Source organism: Propioniciclava coleopterorum, from assembly GCF_011393335.1.
In the GTDB taxonomy this organism is placed as follows: Bacteria; Actinomycetota; Actinomycetes; order Propionibacteriales; family Propionibacteriaceae; genus Propioniciclava; species Propioniciclava coleopterorum.
The window spans coordinates 1,838,843-1,859,659 of sequence record NZ_CP049865.1 but is presented as its reverse complement, the minus strand read 5'-3'; the positions used below and the strand labels follow the sequence as shown (position 1 = coordinate 1,859,659).

21 protein-coding genes, 1 tRNA gene and 3 pseudogenes are annotated in these 20,817 nt (G+C 71.9%); 14 read left to right on the top strand and 11 right to left on the bottom strand.

The window, feature by feature from the left end; genetic code table 11:
* Nucleotides 1–10: 10 nt before the first annotated feature.
* From G7070_RS08915 to G7070_RS08905, 3 genes are all read left to right on the top strand, one after another.
* Entirely contained in the window at nt 11–595 is a 585-nt protein-coding gene (locus tag G7070_RS08915; protein WP_166233445.1) for a winged helix-turn-helix domain-containing protein, read from the top strand.
* A gap of 37 nt (nt 596–632) precedes the next feature.
* Nucleotides 633–705, top strand: a tRNA-Ala gene (locus G7070_RS08910).
* A 115-nt stretch (nt 706–820) separates the two neighbouring features.
* Entirely contained in the window at nt 821–1,861 is a 1,041-nt protein-coding gene (locus G7070_RS08905) for a restriction endonuclease (protein WP_166233444.1), read from the top strand.
* 79 nt (nt 1,862–1,940) lie between these two features.
* On the opposite strand, the gene G7070_RS08900 is transcribed toward G7070_RS08905, so the two are convergent.
* Entirely contained in the window at nt 1,941–2,840 is a 900-nt protein-coding gene (locus tag G7070_RS08900) for an alpha/beta fold hydrolase (protein WP_166233443.1), read from the bottom strand.
* Between the two features lie 440 nt (nt 2,841–3,280).
* Between G7070_RS08900 and G7070_RS08895 the strand changes: the two genes are divergently transcribed.
* The 3 genes from G7070_RS08895 (at nt 3,281) to G7070_RS08885 (ending at nt 6,451) form a co-directional block, all read left to right on the top strand.
* Complete coding sequence (locus G7070_RS08895; protein WP_166233442.1) at nt 3,281–4,102, top strand: hypothetical protein; 822 nt, start codon at nt 3,281–3,283, stop codon at nt 4,100–4,102.
* A 249-nt stretch (nt 4,103–4,351) separates the two neighbouring features.
* Entirely contained in the window at nt 4,352–5,563 is a 1,212-nt protein-coding gene (locus G7070_RS08890; RefSeq protein WP_206079689.1) for an ISL3 family transposase, read from the top strand.
* 69 nt (nt 5,564–5,632) lie between these two features.
* Nucleotides 5,633–6,451, top strand: a complete 819-nt coding sequence (locus G7070_RS08885) for a hypothetical protein (RefSeq protein WP_166233441.1) — start codon at nt 5,633–5,635, stop codon at nt 6,449–6,451.
* 170 nt (nt 6,452–6,621) lie between these two features.
* On the opposite strand, the pseudogene G7070_RS19885 reads toward G7070_RS08885, so the two are convergent.
* From G7070_RS19885 to G7070_RS08875, 3 genes and pseudogenes are all read right to left on the bottom strand, one after another.
* A pseudogene (locus G7070_RS19885) lies at nt 6,622–6,867 on the bottom strand (carbohydrate kinase family protein); the annotation flags it as partial.
* Nucleotides 6,753–7,082, bottom strand: coding sequence for a PfkB family carbohydrate kinase (locus G7070_RS19880; protein ID WP_431977941.1), 330 nt, complete (start codon nt 7,080–7,082; stop codon nt 6,753–6,755). The gene G7070_RS19880 and the pseudogene G7070_RS19885, both read right to left, overlap by 115 nt.
* Nucleotides 7,083–7,111: 29 nt before the next feature.
* Complete coding sequence (locus G7070_RS08875; RefSeq protein WP_206079687.1) at nt 7,112–7,519, bottom strand: transporter permease; 408 nt, start codon at nt 7,517–7,519, stop codon at nt 7,112–7,114.
* Between the two features lie 14 nt (nt 7,520–7,533).
* Between G7070_RS08875 and G7070_RS08870 the strand changes: the two genes are divergently transcribed.
* The 3 genes from G7070_RS08870 (at nt 7,534) to G7070_RS08860 (ending at nt 10,330) form a co-directional block, all read left to right on the top strand.
* Nucleotides 7,534–7,953, top strand: a complete 420-nt coding sequence (locus G7070_RS08870; protein WP_166235125.1) for a LacI family DNA-binding transcriptional regulator — start codon at nt 7,534–7,536, stop codon at nt 7,951–7,953.
* 287 nt (nt 7,954–8,240) lie between these two features.
* Complete coding sequence (locus G7070_RS08865; RefSeq protein ID WP_166230686.1) at nt 8,241–9,374, top strand: alpha/beta hydrolase family protein; 1,134 nt, start codon at nt 8,241–8,243, stop codon at nt 9,372–9,374.
* A 113-nt stretch (nt 9,375–9,487) separates the two neighbouring features.
* Entirely contained in the window at nt 9,488–10,330 is an 843-nt protein-coding gene (locus G7070_RS08860) for a methyltransferase (RefSeq protein ID WP_166233439.1), read from the top strand.
* Between the two features lie 12 nt (nt 10,331–10,342).
* Here G7070_RS08860 and G7070_RS08855 read toward each other — a convergent pair whose 3' ends face one another.
* Together G7070_RS08855 and G7070_RS08850 are read right to left on the bottom strand one after the other, a co-directional pair.
* The gene (locus G7070_RS08855; RefSeq protein WP_246226961.1) at nt 10,343–11,143 is read right to left on the bottom strand and encodes an aldolase/citrate lyase family protein; all 801 of its coding nucleotides are present in this window, start codon (nt 11,141–11,143) and stop codon (nt 10,343–10,345) included.
* A 28-nt stretch (nt 11,144–11,171) separates the two neighbouring features.
* Nucleotides 11,172–11,348, bottom strand: coding sequence for a hypothetical protein (locus tag G7070_RS08850; protein WP_166233438.1), 177 nt, complete (start codon nt 11,346–11,348; stop codon nt 11,172–11,174).
* Nucleotides 11,349–11,700: 352 nt separating this feature from the next.
* On the opposite strand from G7070_RS08850, the gene G7070_RS08845 reads away from it, so the two are divergent.
* Nucleotides 11,701–13,662: a heavy metal translocating P-type ATPase gene (locus G7070_RS08845; RefSeq protein ID WP_166233437.1), complete on the top strand. Its 1,962-nt coding sequence runs from the start codon at nt 11,701–11,703 to the stop codon at nt 13,660–13,662.
* Here G7070_RS08845 and G7070_RS08840 read toward each other — a convergent pair whose 3' ends face one another.
* Both G7070_RS08840 and G7070_RS19435 read right to left on the bottom strand, forming a co-directional pair.
* Nucleotides 13,663–14,700 (bottom strand): LCP family protein, encoded by a 1,038-nt coding sequence (locus G7070_RS08840; RefSeq protein WP_166233436.1) that lies wholly within the window; start codon nt 14,698–14,700, stop codon nt 13,663–13,665. It abuts the gene before it with no gap.
* Between the two features lie 192 nt (nt 14,701–14,892).
* Nucleotides 14,893–15,015, bottom strand: coding sequence for a hypothetical protein (locus G7070_RS19435; RefSeq protein ID WP_284690929.1), 123 nt, complete (start codon nt 15,013–15,015; stop codon nt 14,893–14,895).
* A gap of 58 nt (nt 15,016–15,073) precedes the next feature.
* Between G7070_RS19435 and G7070_RS08835 the strand changes: the two genes are divergently transcribed.
* Together G7070_RS08835 and G7070_RS08830 are read left to right on the top strand one after the other, a co-directional pair.
* Entirely contained in the window at nt 15,074–16,312 is a 1,239-nt protein-coding gene (locus G7070_RS08835; protein WP_166233435.1) for a sensor histidine kinase, read from the top strand.
* Nucleotides 16,309–16,973, top strand: a pseudogene (locus G7070_RS08830) (response regulator). The gene G7070_RS08835 and the pseudogene G7070_RS08830 overlap by 4 nt, the downstream one beginning before the upstream one ends.
* 43 nt (nt 16,974–17,016) lie before the next feature.
* On the opposite strand, the gene G7070_RS08825 reads toward G7070_RS08830, so the two are convergent.
* Nucleotides 17,017–17,721: an RNA polymerase sigma factor gene (locus tag G7070_RS08825; protein ID WP_166233434.1), complete on the bottom strand. Its 705-nt coding sequence runs from the start codon at nt 17,719–17,721 to the stop codon at nt 17,017–17,019.
* A 440-nt stretch (nt 17,722–18,161) separates the two neighbouring features.
* Nucleotides 18,162–18,590, bottom strand: a complete 429-nt coding sequence (locus tag G7070_RS08820) for a hypothetical protein (protein WP_246226959.1) — start codon at nt 18,588–18,590, stop codon at nt 18,162–18,164.
* 95 nt (nt 18,591–18,685) lie between these two features.
* On the opposite strand from G7070_RS08820, the pseudogene G7070_RS18620 reads away from it, so the two are divergent.
* Together G7070_RS18620 and G7070_RS19570 are read left to right on the top strand one after the other, a co-directional pair.
* Nucleotides 18,686–19,336, top strand: a pseudogene (locus tag G7070_RS18620) (FGGY family carbohydrate kinase); the annotation flags it as partial.
* Nucleotides 19,303–20,175: an FGGY-family carbohydrate kinase gene (locus tag G7070_RS19570; protein WP_348981499.1), complete on the top strand. Its 873-nt coding sequence runs from the start codon at nt 19,303–19,305 to the stop codon at nt 20,173–20,175. The pseudogene G7070_RS18620 and the gene G7070_RS19570, both read left to right, overlap by 34 nt.
* A gap of 42 nt (nt 20,176–20,217) precedes the next feature.
* Here G7070_RS19570 and G7070_RS08805 read toward each other — a convergent pair whose 3' ends face one another.
* Nucleotides 20,218–20,808 (bottom strand): CE1759 family FMN reductase, encoded by a 591-nt coding sequence (locus G7070_RS08805; RefSeq protein WP_166233432.1) that lies wholly within the window; start codon nt 20,806–20,808, stop codon nt 20,218–20,220.
* Nucleotides 20,809–20,817: the final 9 nt, after the last annotated feature.

The window sequence follows — 20,817 nt, the reverse complement described above, 5'->3', positions numbered from 1 at the left end:
TCTCTGCACCATGCCCTCCGACAAGCCCGAGACGCGGCGACTCGACGCCGCGACGCTGAAGGCGTTCTCCCACCCACTGCGCATGCGGCTGTACGACCTGCTCAAGGACGGCGGTCCGGCGACGGCGTCCATGCTCGCGCGGGAGATCGGCGAGAGCACCGGCCAGACCAGCTACCACCTGCGCCAGCTCGAGCGGCACGGCCTCATCGCCGAGGACATCGGTCGCGGCACCGGCCGCGAGCGCTGGTGGCACCCCATCGGCTTCCGGTTCGACGCCGACACCGAGGAGGACCGGCTGGCCGGACAGGCGGTGCTGCAGCACTGGACCCAGGCGACCGCGGACCACCTGACCGAGTGGGGCGCGCGCCAGGCGTCCGAGGACGTCGCGTGGGTGCAGAACACGCTGCATTCGGAGTCGACGGTCGCCATGACCAAGGACGAGATGAACGCCCTCGGAGACGAGCTGACCGAGCTCATCACGCGCCACGTGGACGCCGCCAAGGCCGCGGCCGCCGACCAGCCGTCCGACCGGCGCACCGTCAAGATCTACGGTCTCGCGTTCCCGCTCCCCAGAAAGCCGGACGCCCCCGCGTGAGCGGGTAGGGCCGGTGACCTATACTCGACCTTCGCCGGGGCCCATGGCGCAATTGGTAGCGCACCTGCTTTGCAAGCAGGGGGTTGGGGGTTCGAGTCCCCCTGGGTCCACCGCGACCCGGGCAGGTCCTCGCACCAGCGGACCATTCATGCCACCCTTTCTGACGGGGTTCTCGAGCGCTGAGGCTCAGCAACCCGACTGGCAAACGCGAATGGAAGTGACTCCATGACCGCATGGGTGGTGCGCGCCGGCGCACGGGGCGCGAACGAACAGTTCAACCTGGACCGAGGGCGGGCCACGATCGGCTGGCCCAACCTGGGCGACATCGCTGCGTGCCGGTCGCGCGAGGACGTGCGGGCGCTGGTGGAGTCCCGCGAGCCCGGCATCCCCGCCAACCGTGCGTCGAACTACACCGCTCAACTGTGGGCGTTCCGCAACACGATCCAGCCCGGCGACCTCATCGTGCTGCCCCTGAAGTCCCGGCCGGGCTACGTGCAGTTCGGCCGCGTCACGGGCGGCTATGCCTTTGACGCCGACGAGCCGGACCCCACCCGACAGAAGTTCGTGTCCGTCGACTGGCAGCCCGAGCCGGTCGCGAAGGCGGTCATCGCCCAGGACCTGCTCTACACGTTGGGCGGCGCCATGACCGTGTTCAGCCCGTCGCGCCACAACGCGTTGGAGCGTCTGGAGTCCGTCGCCGCCACGGGCGTCGATCCGCGGGCCATCACCACGACGCCCGCGCACGAGAACCTCGACACGAACGTCACCGACCCGGACACCGCCCCGACGATCGAAGCCATCAGGGACCGGGTGCGCACGCACGTGGCGGCCACCTTCCGGGAGCACCAGCTCACGCATCTCGTGTCCGACGTCCTGACCGTGCTCGGCTTCCAGTGCGAGGTGTCCCCTCCCGGGCCGGACGGCGGCGTCGACATCATCGCCGGGCGCGGCCCACTGGGCCTCGACGCGCCCACCCTCATCGTCGAGGTGAAGTCGGAGTCCTCACCGATCGACGTCAAGGTCGTCCGCGGCCTCCACTCGGCGATGGTGCAGCACAAGGCCGACCAGGGGCTGCTCGTGGCGTGGGGTGGGGTGACGAAACCCGCCCGCAAGGAGTTCGAGCGGGATCGCACCATGCTGCGCGTGTGGGACGCGGAGGCGATGCTGGACAAGCTGTTCGAGACGTACGACCGGCTGCCGGCCGGCACGCGCGCTCAGATCCCCCTCAAGCAGGTTTGGGTGCTGGACGACGTCGAGACTCCCTGACCTCACCGTCGTTCGGGACGGAATCTCGTCTCCTGGCCCGGTCTCTTGCGGGTCCTCGCGCCGGGCGCACCGCCGGCGGCTACGACGCGCCGGGTGCGCCTTCGACTGCGGCGAGGAAGCGCCGTGTCTCCTCGGCGAAGAGATCAGGCGCTTCGAGCTGGACCCAATGACCGATGCGCGGGACGAGCACGAGCCGCGCATCGGGGATGAGCTCGGCGGCGCGCCGGGAGTCCGCGGGGTCGACCATTCGGTCGCTCTCACCATGGAACAGCAGCGTGGGCACACCGATCTCGTGCAGTCGCGGGGTCAGGTCGTTGAGCAGCCGCGTCCGGCCGATCGTCTCCTGGTTGTAGCGCCCGTAGCCGATGCCGGCCCGCGGGCCTCTGGCCTCACGCACGAACTCGTCGACGACCTCGGGCGGAAGCGTCGCCAGATCCTCGACGATCGCCTTCAGGACGGAGCGGGAGAAGCGGTTGGCGACCCGAGCCAGGGGCAGCAGGAGCCAATCGGGGAGTTGCGCGCCGAGCCAGGACAAGAAATGCGTCGCTCGTCCTCCGACCCGTTCGGCCAGGCCACCGGGAGCGATGAGGACGAGCGCCGCCGTCCGCTCGGGATGGCGGAGCGCGACGTTGAGCGCGACATCGCCGCCCATGGAGACGCCGATCATCGCCGCTTTCGACACGCCCATTGCATCGGCCACCCGGACGACGAAGTCCGCCATCGGTCCGGGACCTCCCACGGGCAGCACCTCCTTCGTGCCTCCGAAGCCCGGAAGGTCGACCGCGATCACGCCGCGATCGCCACCCAGCGCTGCGAAGCTGTGGAACCAGGAGATGCCTGCGTTGTCGGTGCCGCCGCCGTGGATCAGCACCACGGGGATCGTCGCGTCGTCGGCGTTGCCGCCGGTGAGCACCCGGACAGGGCCCTCGGCGAGTTGGACCATGCGTTCCTCTGCACCCAGCGGAATCAGACGAGTCATGGGGGTTCTCCTCAGCGGTGGGTAAGTCGTGCCCGAGCCGATCTGTCCGTGGACAAGCCAATCCCATCCTGACGTTCTCCCTTTGTTCAACCAGACGCGCTGCTATCAACGCCTTGGCCGGGGTACACCCTGGGAACTGAGCTCAATCCGTGCAACCGTCCCCTTGACGCAATTCCGCTCCCGCAGGGGGAGGCCGGCGATACGCTCGCGTTCAGGTGGCCCGCAATGGTGCGGGCCCGATCAAAAGGGGCGAGATGTCGAGACCCCCGGACCCCTCATGGCCCGGCCATCGGCCGGGCGATCTCGGCGGGATCGCTCGATCGGAGCCGCACGGATCGCCGCCCCATTCCGTACCCACCACTCCGCCCCCGTACGGCGCCGGCCCCGGGCTTCCTCCGGCCCTTTCCGGCCCGCCGGCTCCGCGCCGGAAGCGCTGGCCGGTGTTCCTGGTGATCGGCGTCCTCGCCCTCGCCCTGCTGGGAGGCGGGCTCGCCCTCCTGCGCACGGTGAGCGACACCCAGGCGGTCGAGCGCGTCGAATGGGCCATCGAGCAGATCGGCACCGTCGACATCAACGCCCGCGAGCGCGTCGAGGGGATCGAGCGGATGTACCTCGCCCTGGGCGTGGACCTGCGCCCGCGCGTCCGCAACGCGGGCGTGCTGGACGAGGCCATCGCTCAGATGCGAGCAACGGTCCAGGCCATCGATCATGCCCAGCGGGCGATCGACGCCGTCCTGGCGTCGCGGGACTGCGCCGCGGTCGTGCCCGCCGGGACCACCTATCAGGCGCTGCCGTTCCCCAGCCGCGCCCACGTCCGGGACCACGCGGCGTTCCAGGAACTCGCCACGAAGTGCACCGACGAGGAGCGGGCCGCCCGTCGGAACACGGTCCGCGTGACCGGGACCTGGTGGGTGAACGGCGTGCGGGAGTCCAGGGGGATCTGTTCCTACGACCTGCGTCCCACGTTCAGCAACCTGACCGATCGCGCCTGGGCCCGCGTGACCTTCACCGTCAGTGGCCACGACGCGCAGGGCCGCGAGATCCCCGACGCCGCCGGCTCCACGTCCCAGTACTTCACCCTCGACGAGGGCGTCGGGCCCGGCAGCGACCACAAGTCCCGCTCCACCTTCACACTCCGGTACGACTGTGCGACGTTCGACGGGTTCACCATCCGCCGGGTAGAGGTCCTCTTCGCGAACGGCGACACCCGGACGGCGGCCCTGGACGAGATCCAGTTGGGTTCCGGCTGGACCAAGGATTGACGGCTCTTCGTACTTGCGGTGGGTCGGGGGCGACACGCCGGGTGAGCGGGGTGGGCTGAGGTAGGGGTCGGGGCCCTCAGGATCAGGAGTTACCAAGCTTCTTATCCACCGAGGACCCCGACTGTGTCTGAGCCTACGACGTGTGCTGCGCGCTGCCCCCATGACGACGCCTACTGCGACAACTGTGACCGTCTGGTCGGCTTGCCCGGCGTGCACGTCATCGGAGTGGACCGGCGACCTGCCGGGCTGGTGGTCGAGGTCGAGTCCCCACCAGCGATGATGGGCTGCCCGACCTGCGGGGTGGTAGCCCGCAGCCATGGCCGACGGACGGTCACCTTGGTCGACATCCCCTGCTTCGGAGCCCCGACACGCGTGCGTTGGCGCAAACGCACGTGGACGTGTCCCGAGCCGTCCTGTCCCGTAGGGGTGTTCACCGAGCAGGACGAACAGATCGCCAAGCCACGCGCGATGCTCACCACCCGGGCGTGTCGCTGGGCGACCGAGCAGGTCCGACGCGAGCACGCCAGCATCGCCGGGCTGGCTCGGCAGTTGGCCACCACGTGGCGGACTGTGTGGACCAGCATCGAGCCGATCCTGCAGCGTGCCGCCGCTGATGAGTCCCGGTTCGCCGGCGTGACCACGCTTGGGGTGGATGAGCACCTGTGGCACCACGTGAGCCCCCGCAAGCGTGGCCCCAAGGAGCTCACCGGCATGGTCGACCTCACTCGTGACAAGGACGGACGCGTCCATGCCCGGCTGCTCGATCTGGTGCCGGGACGTTCGGGCACCGTGTACAAGACGTGGCTCGACCAGCGCGGGAAGGGGTTCAAGGCCGGGGTCGAGGTCGCCACCCTGGACCCGTTCCGCGGCTACAAGAACGCCATCGACGACAAGCTCGCCGACGCCACCGCCGTCCTTGATGCGTTTCATGTGGTCGCTCTGGCCAGCCGGGCCGTCGATGAGGTCCGCCGCCGCGTGCAGCAGGAGATCCACGGCCACCGGGGTCGTTCCGGCGACCCGCTCTACGGGATCCGTAACATCCTGCGTTGCGCGGCCGAACGGCTCACAGACAAGCAACACGCCCGCCTCGCCGCGGCGATCGCCGCCGATGACCGCCACGACGCCGTCCACGTCGCCTGGCAGTGCGCCCAGAAGGTTCGAGCCGCCTACGCCCACCCCGACCCAGCCAAGGGCCGCCAGATTGCCGAGCAAGTCGTCGACGGGTTCCCCTCCTGCCCGATCCCCGAGATCGCCCGACTCGGCCGCACCCTCAGACAGTGGAAAGACGCCTTCCTGGCCTACTTCGACACCGGCCGCGCATCCAATGGCGGCACCGAGAGCATCAACGGGCTCATCGAGCTCCACCGACGCATCGCCAGAGGCTTCCGCAACCGCGAGAACTACCGACTACGCATGCTCCTCATCGGCGGCGGACTCAACCTCGACCCACCGCAGGTATGAAGAGCCGGATTGACGCGCCATGACGCGCGCTGAGGGGCGGCTCGCCGCCGGTGGTGGCCGCTGGCCGCGGTGTTCCTGGCCGTGTCCCTGGCGGTTGGCGGCGGCGTCGCACTCCTCGGTCGGCAACAGGCGATCGAGCGCGAACGGGCCGAACAGGCCGCACAGGTCGAGGAGGTGGGACGCGCCATCGAACGGATCGGGGTCGTGGACATCGACGCGCGCGGCCGCGTCGAGGAGGCGCGAGGACGACTGGAGGCTCTGGACCCGACGCTGCGGGCGCGCGTCCACAACGCCGACGCGATCGCTGAGGCGGACCGACTGATCGGGCTGGGGGAGGCCGAACTGGGCGAAGTCGAAGGCCTGCTCGACGCGGCGCGTGCGTCCGGCGCCTGCCCGGCGATCGCCACCGCCCGCGACCGCTTCGCGAAGCTTCCACTCGCGAGCCAGGCACACGTCGCGGACTACTCCTCGTTCCAGGCGCTGGTCAACCGATGCATCGACGAGGAGCGGATCGCCACGCGCAACACTCTTCGGCTCATCGGCGATTGGGAGGTCTCCGCCGACCGCCGCGCGGGCACGTGCACCTACCGGCTCCGCCCTCGATTCACGAATCTCACCGATATCACCTGGTCCAGCGTGACGTTCGATGTGGAGGTGCTCGACGGCCTCGACCACACACTCCCCGGGTCACGCCACGAGGTCACCGTGTCGGAGACGATCGCCCCGCACGCGGATCACCGGTCGCGAGCGGTCGACACCTTCTCCTTCGAATGCCGCCGACTCGGAAGCAACATCGGGGTCTTCTCCGCCCGGGTGACGTTCGCGGACGGACGCGTCAGAGCGCTCGAGATGGACGATCTCCAGGTCGGTCCCGGCTGGACGAGGTAGGCGCGCCTCGGGTTCCGCCGGCGCGCACGGCGCCGGCGGAACCCTGGGCTCAGGCTTGAGCCCGCACCTCGGACCACTCGGGGATCGACTCGGCCGCGCCGAGGCGTCCGACGGTGATCGCGGAGGCGTCCCGGGCGACCCTCAGGGAGTCCACCAGGGGGCAGGCCCCGCACGATCCCGGCCAGGAAGTAGCCGGTGAACGTGTCGCCCGCACCGGTGGTGTCGACGACCTCGACGTCCGCGCCGGGGACCTCCCAGCGCTCGCCCCCGACCATGCACATCGCGCCGGCCCCACCCATCGTCATGACGATGATCTGGCTCGGACGCCGCGCCGACAGCGCCTCCAGCGCCTCTCGGGCGGTGGAGGCCCAGCCGGCCAAGCCGAGGGCCTCCCCCTCGTTGACGAACAGGAAGTCGACGTCGGCGAGGTCGACGTCGGCCACGCGGGCGCGCCGTCGGGCCCGATCCGTCCGGCCATCGCCGTCGGGACGCCGGCGCGGGCGAGCGCCGTCGCCTGGTTGAGGCCCTTGCCGCCGTGGTGGATGGCCCGCGCGGACGCGGTGAGCGTCTCGCCGGCCTCCACGATGTGCGGCACCCGGAACGTGACGTCGAGGTTCAGCGACCCGAACACGAGGGCACGGATGGCCCGTCCCCGCCTGCTCACAGGAACATGAACATCGACAGCACGAACATGCACACGACGCCGATGACCATCGGGAACCAGGTGCGCTTCACGATGTTGATCGGACTCTCCTTGGTCGCCCCGGCGACGATGACCACGACCGCCGCCACCGGTGACGCCGCCCGCAGCAGGTTGCCCGCCATGCCCATGGGCACCGTCACCGCCAGCGCGCTGATGCCGGCCGCCGCCGCGAGCCCGTACATGAGCGGGACCATCGCGAAGAACAGCGCCGTGCCCGACCCGCTCAGGATCACGATGACGGCCGTCAGGCCGACCAGCAGCAGCGGCAGCACCCAGCCGGCGACCGACGCGTTCTGCATGGCCGCCTGCAGGCTGCGGATCAGGCCGATCCCCTGCAGGCCGGCGACGAACACGGTCGCCGACACCAGCAGCGCCGCGGCTGGCGGGACCCCTGGCCGCGGCCGGGCTGACCCCGCACCCAAGCGACGTGGTGCACTCGGACTTCACCCGGGACGGCGGCCGACGCGCCGCCCGCGACCTGCTCGCCGACGACACCATCACCGCGATCATCGCCTCCTCCGACACCCAGTCGATCGGCCTGCTGGCCGAGGCGCACGCACAGGGCCGGCGCGTCCCCGACGACCTGAGCGTCGTCGCGTTCGACGGCACCGAGGTGTCGCGCTACGCGCGCCCGGCGCTGACGGCGATCGAGCAGCCCATCGAGGCGCTCGCCGCGGGCGCGCTCGGGCTCGTCCTCGCCTCCCTGGCCGACCCGGACAGGCCCGCGGAACACATCGCGCTGCCGTCCAACCTCGCCATTCGCGCCTCGACGGGCACGCCCCGGACCATTCCCGGTTGATTCGGGGCCCTTCGCGAAGACGCCCCGCGGACCCTTAATTCATCATTCATCCGGGCCGAATGAGGGAAACCCTCAACCGCTGGTTGAGGATTGAAACACTGTTATCGAGCGCTTTCTCGCTCTGATTGGCCCCTGCGACCCACGCGCGCCACGGGATGTGCATACTCCCTTGTGGATGAAACGTTCATCCACATTGATCGGAGGATCCCGTGCCCTCAGGGTTGACCTTCGTGACGCGAATCGCAGCCGTCACGACAGCCGCTGTGTGCCTCGCAACGGCCGTCGTGATGACGTCCTCGCGAGCCATCGCGGCCGATATCAAGCAATTCGTTCCGTTCACCGCGTCCAACGGGGCGAGTTCGAACTATCACTTCTATCCGGCGTCCGGCAGTTCCGCGGGCCTGCTCGTCTATCTCGACGGCGACGGCCAGTACGGCCACCGGAACCCGTCGCAGTCCTACGCCATCGGCGGCGGCTCGGGACTGGCGGCCCAGACGACGTCGCGCAACCTGAACTTCGTCAGCGTCCAGACGCCCGCCTCCGATCAGACCTGGTGGTCGGCGTGCACCCGCAACGAGGCCTACCTCACCGACCTGCTCGCCCACGTGCGCAGCACCCACGGCGTCACCTCGCAGGAGGTCTGGCTCACCGGGTTCAGCGGCGGCGCCCAGTTCATCACGCAGTGCTACCTCCCCAAGCGCGCCAACACGCTGGCGTTCGGCGGCACGGTCGTCTTCGGCGGCGGCGGGAAGCCCAACGTCGGCGTCACGCCCTTCACCGCGGACACCAAGGCCAACCTCGCCCTGCACTGGGTGACGGGGCAGAACGACACGGCCGCCAACAGCAGCGAGCGGTACGACGCCCTCGGCTACGCCAAGGCGGGACACTCCTACTACACGTCCCAGGGCTTCCGCACCTGGGCCACCTGGGTCCCCGGCGTGAACCACGACCAGATCGGCGGCAAGTTCGGCACCTACACCGGCATCGCTCTGGACGCCTCGCGCAAGCCCCAGCCGACACCAACGCCCACGCCGACGCCGACCACCGCCACCCCACGGCCGACGCCGACGCCGACGCCCACGACCGCCACCCCGCGGCCGACGCCCACCCCGACCACCGCGACGCCGAGCCCCACGGCCAACCCGCGCGACTGGGCCGTCAGTGTGACGCCCGGGCGCACGTCGGCCGAGTTGACGATCACGGTGCCGCGCAACGCCGAGCGCCGGACGACCGTCCGGGTCACGTCGGGTCGCGACCAGTGGACCGTGACCACCTACGGCACCGGCACCCGCACGGTCGAGGTGGGGAATCGTGGCGGCCGCCTCAGCCCGGACACCACCTACTCCTACCGGGTCGTCAACGACGATCGCACGCGTGCCGAGGGCACCTTCACGACGACGTCCTCGGGACGCCACCGCTGACACCCCGCGCGACGAACCCCGCCCCGGCTCGACCGGGGCGGGGTTCGTGCGTCTCGGGGCACGACGCTAGCCTGGCTGACCGACCGGCGGCCCGCGCCGGCGGGAGGGGCGCCATGACCGAGCACCACGGCCTGGGAACGCTGCATCACGACACGTACTTCGCGCGCATGGCGGCGGGGCTGGGCGACAAGGCCCGCATGCTCGCGCACCTGCTGCCCGGGCGCGTCCTCGACCTCGGGGCCGGCGACGGCTCCCTGACGGCCCGGCTCCGCGAGGCGGGCTGGGACGCGCACGGGCTGGACGCGAGCGCGTCCGCGGTGGAGCGCTCCGGCGGCCTGGTCCGGACGGGCGACATCCTGGACGCCGACGCCGTCTTCGAGCCCGGGACCTTCGACAACGTCATCCTGTCCTCGGTGCTGCACGAGGTGTGGTCCTACGCCGACGGCGACCGGGACGCCGCCCGCGATCACGCCGTCGAGGTCGCCTCCCGGATGCTGCGGCCCGGTGGGCGCCTGATCATCCGCGACGGCGTCGGGCCGCGCGATGCGGCGACCCCCTGCCGGGTCACCTTCCGGGCGGAGGACGGCCCGGCGTTCCTCGAACAGTGGCTGGCGCTCCCGCCGTGGAGCGACGGCCGGGACGGCGGCGTCCGACTGGTCGATGGCGCCCTGGAGGGGGACGCGCGCTGGACGACCGAGTTCCTCCTCACCTACGTCTGGGGCTGGGACAGCCTGCCGCGCGAGGGCCTGGAGTACTACACCGTGGCGGGCCCGCTCCCGGACGCCGCGGCGCGGTTCGCGGCCGTCAGCGGGCTGGAGGTCCGCCACGCCGAGGACTACACGCAGCCCGGCTACGTCGAGCACTGGACGCCGCTGGTGGCGTTCGCGCAACGCGACGGTGACGGCTGGGCCGAGCGTCCGTGGCCGGCGTCCAACGCCCTGTGGGTCCTGGGCTAGCCGGGCGAGGACCTAGTAGGTGGCCGGCTGCGCGTCGGGTTCGCCGAGCCCGTAGCGGCGGGCGAGGGCGTCCAGCGCCGACGCGTACACCAGCGTGTCCGCCCCCACCGCGACGAACTGCGCACCCAGGTCCAGGTAGCGCCGGTTGAGCGTCTCGTCGGGCGTCATGATGCCCGCGGGCTTGCCGGCCGCCCGGATCGTGGCGATGCCCGCCGCGATCGCCTCCTGCACCGCGGCGGAAGCCACCGGCTGCCCCATGTCGGCGGCCAGGTCCGCGGGTCCGATGAAGACGGCGTCCACGCCGTCGACCGCGGCGATCTCGCTCAGGTTCTCCAGCGCGGCGCGGCTCTCCGCCTGCACGATGAGGCACACCCCGTCGTCGGCGCGTGCCAGGTAGCCGGCGTCGCGCCCGAACCCGGAGGCGCGGGCGACGCCCGCACCCACGCCGCGGATCCCCGCCGGCGGGTAGCGCACCGCGCGGACGAGCGCGGCCGCCTGCTCGGCGTCGTCGACCATCGGGACGAGCAGGGTGTCGGCGCCGATGTCGAGCAGTTGCTTGATCAGCCAGGGCTCGCCCATCGGCGCGCGGACGACCAACGCGGCGTCGGAGGCCTCGAGCGCGATCAACTGGCCGAGGATGCTGCGCACGTCGTTGGGGCCGTGCTCCCCATCCACGACGAGCCAGTCGAAGCCGGCACCGCCCGCGACCAGCGCGAGATAGGGATCGGCGCACGCCACCCACAGGCCGATGATCGGTCGGCCCGAGGCGAGCGCGGCCTTGAAACGGTTGCCGGAGGCACGGATCGTGGGCATGCCCGCACGGTAGCGGGACCGCGGCGCCCTAGAGGAATCCCGCCTCGGTGTGGAACGCGGCGTGGAACTCGTTGCCGGTCACCTGGGGGCTGTCCGCCGCGTCCGCCGGATAGACGTCCGTCACCTCGGTGCCGTCGGCCTTACTGCGCCAGTCGCGCCAGATCTCGACGAGCCGGGAGAAGAAGTGCGACATCGCCGTCAACATCGCGCCCACCTCCTTCGATTGGGTCCATCGACTCTACCGAACCCCGGCCCCGAGCGGAACGGTTGGGGGCACAGCCCGCTTGGATGATACCCCCGGGGGTATACCCTCGAGCCGTCGGCATGAGAGAGGATCGAGACATGCACCCCGACCACCACGACTCCCCTTCCCCCTCGCCTCGGCCCGAAGCGCGGGTTCCGGCCACGCACGACCGGGCCTCCCACAGCGTGAGCGGCCCCGAGGAAGCGGGGGCCACGCGCCCGGGCACGACCCCTCCCGGCACGACGCGTCGGGGCACGACGCGTCCGGGCACGACGGGCACGGGCAGGCAGGGCAGACCCACGGCGGGGGCCACATGGCCCACCACGCGGCGATGTTCCGGCGGCTGTTCTGGATCATGCTGGTTCTCGCCGTGCCGACCGTGGCGCTGGACCCGATGTTCGCCCACCTCCTCGGCTACCACCTGCCGACGGCCGCCTGGGTCGGCTGGGTCGCCCCCGTCGTGGGCACCGTGATGTACCTGTGGGGCGGGCGGCCCTTCCTCACCGGCGCCTGGTCCGAGATCAAGGACCGCAAGCCCGGGATGATGCTGCTCATCGCCCTGGGGATCACGACGGCCTTCCTGTCCTCCTGGGGCGCCCGCCTCGGCCTGCTGGACGCCTCCCTGAGTTTCTGGTGGGAACTCGCGCTCCTGGTCGCCATCATGCTGCTCGGCCACTGGCTGGAGATGCGGTCGCTGGCCGAGACGACCTCCGCGCTGGACTCGCTGGCGGCGCTGCTGCCCGACGAGGCCGAGCGGGTCGAGGGTGATCGGATCGTCACCGTGCCCCCGGCCGACCTGCGCGTCAACGACGTGGTCGTGGTCCGCCCCGGTTCCTCGGTCCCGGCCGACGGCGAGATCGTCGATGGCACCGCCACGTTCGACGAGTCGATGGTCACCGGCGAGTCGCGTCCGGTCGAGCGGGGCGTGGGCGACCACGTCGTCGCGGGCACCATCGCGACCGACTCCGGCGTCCGCGTCCGCGTCACGGCGGTCGGCGACGACACCACCCTGGCCGGCATCCAGAAGCTGGTCGCCGACGCGCAGGCGTCGAGCTCGAGGACGCAACGCCTGGCCGACAGGGCCGCCGGCTGGCTGTTCTGGTACGCGCTCGGCGCCGCCGTCCTCACCGCGATCGTCTGGTCGGCGCTCGGGCACCCTGACCAGGCGCTCGAACGCGCCATCACCGTGCTCGTCATCGCCTGCCCGCACGCGCTCGGCCTGGCGATCCCGCTGGTGGTGTCGATCTCGACCGAGAAGGCGGCCCGCGCGGGGATCCTCATCAAGGACCGGCTCGCTCTGGAGGCGATGCGGACCGTCGACGTGGTGCTGTTCGACAAGACCGGCACCCTGACCGCGGGCCGCCCCACCGTCACCGCCGTCGAGCCCACGCCCGGCCACGACGCCGACGAGGTGCTCGCGTGGGCGGCGGCGGCCGAGGCCGGGAGCGAGCATCCCCTCGCCCGGGCTATCGTGGCGGCTGCGTCCGACCGCGGGGTCGCCGTGCCCGAGGCGTCCGACTTCACCTCGTCGCCCGCCGTCGGCGTGGGCGCCACGGTGGCCGGCGCGAGCGTCCGCGTGGGCGGGCCGCGGCTGCTCGAGGAGCACCACGTCACGGCGCTGCCGATCGCGTCGACGTGGTCCGACGAAGGCGCGATCATCCTGCACGTCCTGCGCGGCGGCGAGGTGGTGGGCGGCCTGCGGCTGTCCGACGCGATCCGCCCCGAATCCCGGCAGGCGGTGGAGGGGCTCCACCGGCTGGGCATCGAGGTCGGGATGATCACCGGGGACGCCGAGGCGGTCGCCAGGACGGTCGCCGCCGAGCTGGGCATCGACCACGTCATCGCGGGCGTGCGTCCGGAAGACAAGGCGGGACGCGTGGCCGAGTTGCAGCGTCAGGGGCACCGGGTCGCGATGGTCGGTGACGGCGTCAACGACGCCCCGGCTCTCGCCCAGGCCGACGTCGGGCTGGCGATCGGCGCGGGCACCGACGTGGCGATCGGTTCGGCCGGAGTGATCCTCGCCTCGGACGACCCCCGCTCGGTGCTGTCGGTGATCCGGCTCTCGCAGGCCAGCTACGCGATCATGCGGCAGAACCTGTGGTGGGCGGCCGGCTACAACCTCGTCACGGTGCCGCTGGCGGCCGGCGTGCTCGCGCCCCTCGGCATCGTGATGCCGATGAGCGTCGGGGCGCTGCTGATGTCGGCGTCCACCGTGGTCGTCGCGCTGAACGCGCAGCGCCTGCGCCGGCTGGACCTGTCCCCCGGCGCGGTGTGATCAGCGGTTGCCGACCAACGGCTGGTTCCGGTGCGCTGCGGCGTACTCCGCCATCCGCCCGTCGCGGATCGCGTCCCGCATCTCGGCGAGTTGCCGGGTGTTGACGACGTCGATCGACTGGCCGTCTGCCGAGCGACCGAATCCGGACAACGGCGCCTGCAGCAGCACGATGTCGGCGGACGACGTCACCCGCATGCTGGAGGCCGCGGCGAAGAGGGCGTCGTTGGTCAGGCCGGCGTCCACCGTGACGTGCTTCCCGAGCGCGCCCATCACGGTGGCGAAGCGGGCGGGATCGGCGAGCACGTCGCGGCTCATCAGCTTGCCGAGGATGGCGCGGACCATGGCGCGCTGCCGCTCGGCCCGGTCCAGGTCCCCCTGGGGAAGGCCGTGGCGCTGCCGGACGTAGTTGAGCGCCTCCTCGCCCTGCAGCGTCACCGGCCCGGCGGGCCAGTGGTAGACCGCGGACGCCCCCTGCTTGGTGCTCTCCACCCGGTTGTCGACCGTGACCCCGCCCAGCTCGGTCGTCAGGCCGACGAAGCCGTCGTAGTCGATCCGCACCGCGTGATCCATCCGGACGCCGACCAGCGCCTCGAGCGTCCGGGTGGTGAGGGCGGGGCCGCCGTGGGCGAAGGCGGCGTTGATCTCGCCCATGCCGTGCCCGGGGATCTGGACCCACATGTCGCGGGGGAACGAGATCACGTAGACCTTGTCCCGCGCGGGGGGAACGTGCGCCAGCATCAGGACGTCGCTGCGGCCCTCCCCGCCGTCGGGGTTCACGTCGCTCCCCATCAGCACGTAGTTGAACGAGCCCGTGAGCGTCGCCGCGGGCGCGGGCCGCTCCGGATCCACCGCGTCCGGCGAGGGGAGGAGCGTGTCGTCACGGCGGATCTCGCTCGCGGTGGACCACACCCGCCACGCGTAGAAGCCGGCGAGCATGAGCGCCGAGGCCAGGACGACCCCGACGACGGCGAGGACCACCGTCCGGGCGCGCCGACGCCGACTCGGGTGCGGGTGTGCGGCGCGCGGAGCCTCGATCATGGCGTCCCCTCCTGGATCCGGTCGTCCGCCGGTCGCCTCCCGGCCCCGAACCAGCGGTTCACAAGGGATCGAGCACGACCTGGCCGTTGCCGGGCGTCAGTCTAGGCAGCGTCGGGGACCGATGGGGAGCCCTCTCACTGCCACCCTGGGCCGCGCGTCCCTGCGCCGGGTCCGGGCGTGGGCGCCGGAGGGCTACAGGGCGTCCGTGGCGTCGGACCAGACCCGGGCGTCGGCGTCCCGGCGGGACCGGCGCACGCGCCAGGTGAGGGCGAGGACGACCGCCCCGAGGACTCCGAACCACCGCAGGTAGACCACGCACGAAGTCTAGGCGACCGCCGCCCCCGGCTTGGCGGACGCTTCTACGCTTGAGGCGATGAGCAAGGTCGACGTCCTCTTCCCGCCGGGGGCGACCCACCGAGATTGGGCCGCCGACGGGATCCTCGCCGTGTCCCTGACCCTGCTCAGCATCGTCCCCTCCTACGTGTTCCCGGCCCAGGGCGCCGACTACCTCGCCGTGGTCACGTTCTTCTCCGCGGCGATGACCATGCCCCTGGTGCTGCGGCGCCACTCCCCCCTGCTGATGCTCGCGCTGGTCACGGTGGGCGGCGTCTGGCAGGTCCAGGTGTTCGCCGACCCCACGCTCTCGCTCATCTCGGTGCCGATCGTCGCGTACAGCGTGGCGCGCTGGGTGCCCGGCCCGATGGCCCGCTCGGTGATCGTGGTCGGCGCGGTCGGCGCCATCCTCGGCCCGCTGCAGTGGTTCTCGCGCTACAACGAGAACCTGAGCTTCTACGTCCTGTTCTGGGGCGCCTGCCTGGGTGCCGTCCTGACGCCGTACGCCATCGGACGCCGCGCGCGTGAGGTCGCCGACGCCCGCCAGACCCAGGTGCGGGCCGCGGAGGAGCGGTACCGGCTGCTGCTGGCCGAGCGCGAGCAGCAGGCCCGGCTCTCGGAGGCGTCCACCCGGACGATGATCGCCCGCGAGTTGCACGACATCGTGGCGCACTCGCTGTCGGTCATGATCGTCCAGGCCGAGGGGGGCCGCGCGGCGGCGTCCCGCAAGCCCGAGGTGGCCGCGGAGGCGCTCGACACGATCGCCGAGACCGGCCGGGAGGCGCTGCACGAGATGCGCCGCATCGTGGGCGTGCTGCGGGCCGGACCCGACGAGGAGTCCGTGTCCTACGCGCCCGCCCCGACCCTGGAGGAGATCCCCGACATGGTCGGGCGCACCAGCGACCGGATCCGGCTCGTCGTCGAGGGCAACCCCCAGCCGGTGTCCCAGGCGCTCGCGCTGACGGTCTTCCGCGTCACGCAGGAGGCGCTGACGAACTTCCTCAAGCACGCCGGCCCGGACGCGACGGCCGTCGCCACCCTCACCTACTCCGCCACCTGCATCACGGTCGAGGTGGTCGACGACGGCACCGGCGTCGACGACCCCACCGACGGCGGCGGCAACGGACTGCGCGGCATGTACGAGCGCATCTCCTCGATGGGTGGGACGCTGTCCGCGGGGCCGCGCAGCGATGGCCCCGGTTTCCGCGTTCGCGCGGTGCTCCCGGTGCGGGAGTCCACCCCGCACCGTCCAGTCGGCAGAGAGGGAACGCAACGATGAGTCCAGCCACGATCCGGGTGTTCCTGGCCGACGACCAGGCGCTCGTCCGCAGCGGCTTCCGCATGCTGATCGACTCCGAGGACGACCTGGAGGTCGTCGGCGAGGCACCCAACGGCGCCGAGGCCGTGGAGGCGCTGATCGCCGCGCCCGCCGATGTGGTCCTGATGGACATCCGCATGCCCGTCATGGACGGGGTCGAGGCGACCCGGCGGATCGCGGACTCCGGCATCGACACGCGCGTGCTGGTGCTCACCACCTTCGACCTGGACGAGTACGCGTTCGCCGCGCTCAAGGCCGGCGCGTCCGGCTTCATGCTCAAGGACGCCCGCCCGACCGACCTGCTCAACGCCATCCGCAACGTCGCCGCCGGGGACGCCGTCGTGGCGCCGTCGACGACGCGCCGACTGCTGGACCACGTGGTCCCCACCCTGTCCCCACCCCGGGCGAGCACGACCCGCGCCTGGCCCTGCTGACCGAGCGCGAGCGCGAGGTGCTGCTCGAGGTCGCGGCCGGCTCCACCAACGCGGAGATCGCGCGCACCCTCTACATGGCCGAGGGAACCGTCAAGACCCACATCGGCCGCCTGCTGACCAAGCTGCAGGCGCGCGACCGGGTCGGCCTGGTGCTGTTCGCCTACGAGAACGGGCTCGCCGGCCGCTGACGGGCTGCTTCGTCCGTCCCGTCCGCCCCGCCCCGGCGGCACGTCAGCCGACCAGTTGTCCGGCCAGCACCGGCGCCGAGGCACGCAGGGCCCGCACCCCCTGGGAGCAGCGCTGGCGCACCGCGGACGGCGTCGCACCCAGGACGGCGGCCGCGTCCGCCCCCGTGCGGCCCTCGACGTAGACGCAGCGCATCGTGGCGCGGATCAGCTCCGAGATGACGCCCAGGCGCGCCCCTTCGGCGAGCACGCGGTCGGCGTCGTCGAGCGCCGCGGCCGGATCGGGCGCCGCCCCGGTGACCGACTCCGCATGCAACCCGGGCAACTCCGAACCGAGTTGCCATCGGTTGGATTTCACCGACTTGAGCGTGTCCAAGGCCAGGTTGGCGGCGACCCTACGCCGGCGTCGGTTCACAGGATAGGAAGCCACACGTTCCCACATGGCAGCGAGGTAGTCGGGCAGGGACGCCTGGGCGTCCCGGACGGCCATCAGCACGAGCTTGCCCAGCATCGCCTGGATCACCACGCGCCCCGCGAGCGGGTCGCCGGCACGGTGCAGCGCGAGCAACCCGAGGAGGGTGGCGTCCGGGTCGGCGCGCACCGCATCCAGCACCTGCTCGAGCCCCTTGTCGGCGGGGACACCGGCGCACGCGAGCCGCCAGGAGGAAGGGAGCCGGCGGTGCTCGTGGCACAGGGCGGCCCACTCCCGGTTGAGCGCGGTGAGCGTGGCAGTCAGCTGATGTCGAGTCATGGCACCACCCAAGCGGTGGGGTGTTGTCCGCGGTGTTGTCCGTAGCGGAACCGGTGTTGCTCAGGTGGTGGCACCCGCGGCGCGGCGGGCCGCCGCGGCGTCCGCGCGAGCCGCGCCGAGGGTCGGCGTCCGGGCGTCGCCCCACGGAAGGACCGGGCGGTCGCGGGCAGCCCTGTCACCCCTGGGAGGACGCCACGGGGAGACCTCCCCCCTCCCCCACGCCTTCATCAGTCGGACTGACAAATTCACCATTCAAGCTGAGCCGAGAACGGCGACTGAGCCATCTGAACGCGAGTAACCCCACAGGGATTGCACCTGAGAGAGCATTGACATAATCTCAGTTTCAGCCCGGGGGGCTGCTGGTTGGGGTGCCGCAGTCCCTCGGCGCCGTACGTTCAGGGCATTTCACCGCCCGACACGTGCGGCCCACCCGAAACGGGTCACCCATCCGAGCCGGCCCCGTCCGCCACGTCCAGCACGCGCTGCAGGAACTCCACCAGGTCGCCGGACTCGCCGTCGCGGCCCCCACGCGCCACGACCAGCTCCGGCTGGGAGGGCTGGAGCTTCACCCCGGTGAACCGGCCCCACGTCGTGGAGGGCACCGTGAGGACGTACCACTCGCCCCCCTCCCCGATCGCGACCGAGCGCTTCTTGTTGAGGTACCAACCCTGCTTGTCGGTCTTGACGACGCGGCCGTCCAACTGCGTCGCCATCAGCCGCTCGGTGGGCAGACCGCGCGAGCGCGCCGTCGCCACGAAGTCGTCGATCAGCGCCTGGGCGGATATCGCCTCGGCGCGCTTGCCGGCGGCCGCCATCTCCGCCATCCGCAGCGCGTCGGCGCGCCGCCCCTCGGGGGTCTGCTGAGTCACGGGCTTCAGCCTACGCGTCTCGCCGGCCAAGCCTTCCCGGGCGGCACCGTCCGGCCTGGCTAGCGTGGGGCCGTCCCGCAACCCCTGGAGGAGCCGTGACCGCAACCCTGGACGTCACCCCCGCGCAGGCCACCGGGCCCTTCGTACTGGCCCTGGACGTCGGCAGCTCGGGGACGCGCAGCGGCCTCTACGACGCCCGCGCCCGGCCCGTGCGCAAGCTCAAGGCCAAGCGCCCCCACGCGTTCCGCACGCTCGCCAACGGCACGTCCACGATCGACCCCGACCAGGTCACCGAGGAGATCGGGCAGGCCATCGACGACGTCCTGGCGCAGTTCGACGGGCCGATCGCCGGCGTCGCGCTGGACACCTTCGCGTCCAGCCTGGTCGGGGTGGACGCCGACGGCGCGGCCATCACGCCCTGCTACACCTACGCCGACAGCCGGTGCGCGCCGCAGGTGAACTACCTCAAGAGCATCCTCAACGAGGACGACACCCAGCAGCGGACCGGCACCCGCCAGCACACCGGCTACCTGCCGCCGCGGTTCCTGTGGCTGCAGCAGAACGATCCGCGCACCTTCGACCGCGTGCGCCGCTGGATGAGCCTGGGCGAGTACGCCTGGCTGAAGCTGATCGGGACGACGGCGGCGGGCACCTCCACGGCCGCCTGGACGGGCATGCTGGACCGCCGCAACGGGACCTGGGACACCACGCTGTGCGACCTGGTCGGGGTCGACCGGGAGCAACTCTCCCCGATCGCCTCCCCGCTGCAGCCGCTGGAGCCGCGGCGGGCCGTGGGGAAGCGCTGGCCCCAACTGGCGGACGCGGTGTGGTTCGCGCCGATCTCGGACGGGCACTCCCAGTCGATCGGCGCCGGCTCGGTGGACGCCTCGACCGCCGTACTCTCGGCGGCGACGTCGGGCGCGTTCCGCGTCCTGGTCTCCGGCGATCTGGACAACCTCCCCGCGGCCTGTGGTGCAACCGCGTCGACGAGCACAGCTCGATCCTCGGGGGCGCCCTCAACGACGTGGGCCGCGCGGTCAGCTGGCTCGAGGCGACCCTCAGGCTGCCCCCGGCCGACGAACTGGACGCCGCCCTGGCCGCCGATCCTGCCCCGGGACTCCCGGTGGTGCTGCCGTGGTTCTCCGGCGAGCGCTCGACCGGCTGGGTGGGCGAGGCGCGCGGCGTGTTCCACCGGGTCTCGGCCGCGACGACGCCGGTCGAGCTCTACCGGGCCACCATCGAGGGGGTCGCGCTGTCCTACGTCCGGATCCTGCGCGAGTTGATCGCCGTCACCGGACAGCCGCGCGAGATCGTCGCGACCGGGCACGTGGCCGCGACGCTGCCGAGCCTGCTGCAGATGGTCGCGGACGCCGTCGGCGTCCCGGTGGTGCCGCTGACGCTGAAGCGCTCGACGCTGCGGGGCACCGCGCTGTCCACGCTGCCGTTCCTGGCCCCGGACGCCGAGGCGGCGCCCGCCCCGAAGGGCGAGCCGTTCGTCCCGCACCCGGACCGGCTGAACTACTACCACCGACGCATGGAGCGCTTCGGCATCCTCTACGACAAGGTCATCGCCCACGCCAACTGACCCCCGAGCCCGCCGACGGCGACGGCCGCGGCGGGCACCGGGTCAGGAGCCCAGGAGCGAGGCGAAGTCCGGGACGTCGGCGAACTCGTCGGCGTAGTCGGTCGCCGGACGCGACGCGACCAGTGCCGCGAAGTCGGCGCCCGCCGCGGCGATCCGCCGCGAGAGTCCGGAGTCGGGCGAGCCCCAGTCGTCGGTGGCCGCGAACACTGCCGTCGGCGACACCGCCGCCTTCAGGTAGAAGAACAGCGGCAGCATGGCGTTGTCGATGGCCAGGCTGTGGCGGGCGGTGCCGCCGGTCGCCGCCATCAGGACCGGGCGGCCGGCGAGCACGCCCTCGTCCAACAGGTCGAAGAACAGCTTGAACAGGCCGTTGACCCCGGCGTTCAGGACTGGCGTCACGGCGATCACGCCCGCGGCGCGCCCGACCAGGTCGAAGGCCTCCCGCAGTGCCGGGCTCGCGATGTGCGAGGTGTAGTGGTGGGCCAGGTCGACCGCCAGGTCGCGCAGCTCGAGGGTCCTGACCTCCAGCGGCGCGGCGGCCGCCTCGTTCGTGGCGCCGGCCAGGCGGTCGCCCAGCAGGCGGGTGGACGAGGGGACGCCCATGCCCGCGCTGATCACCAGCAGGTAGCTCATGGTGGAAAC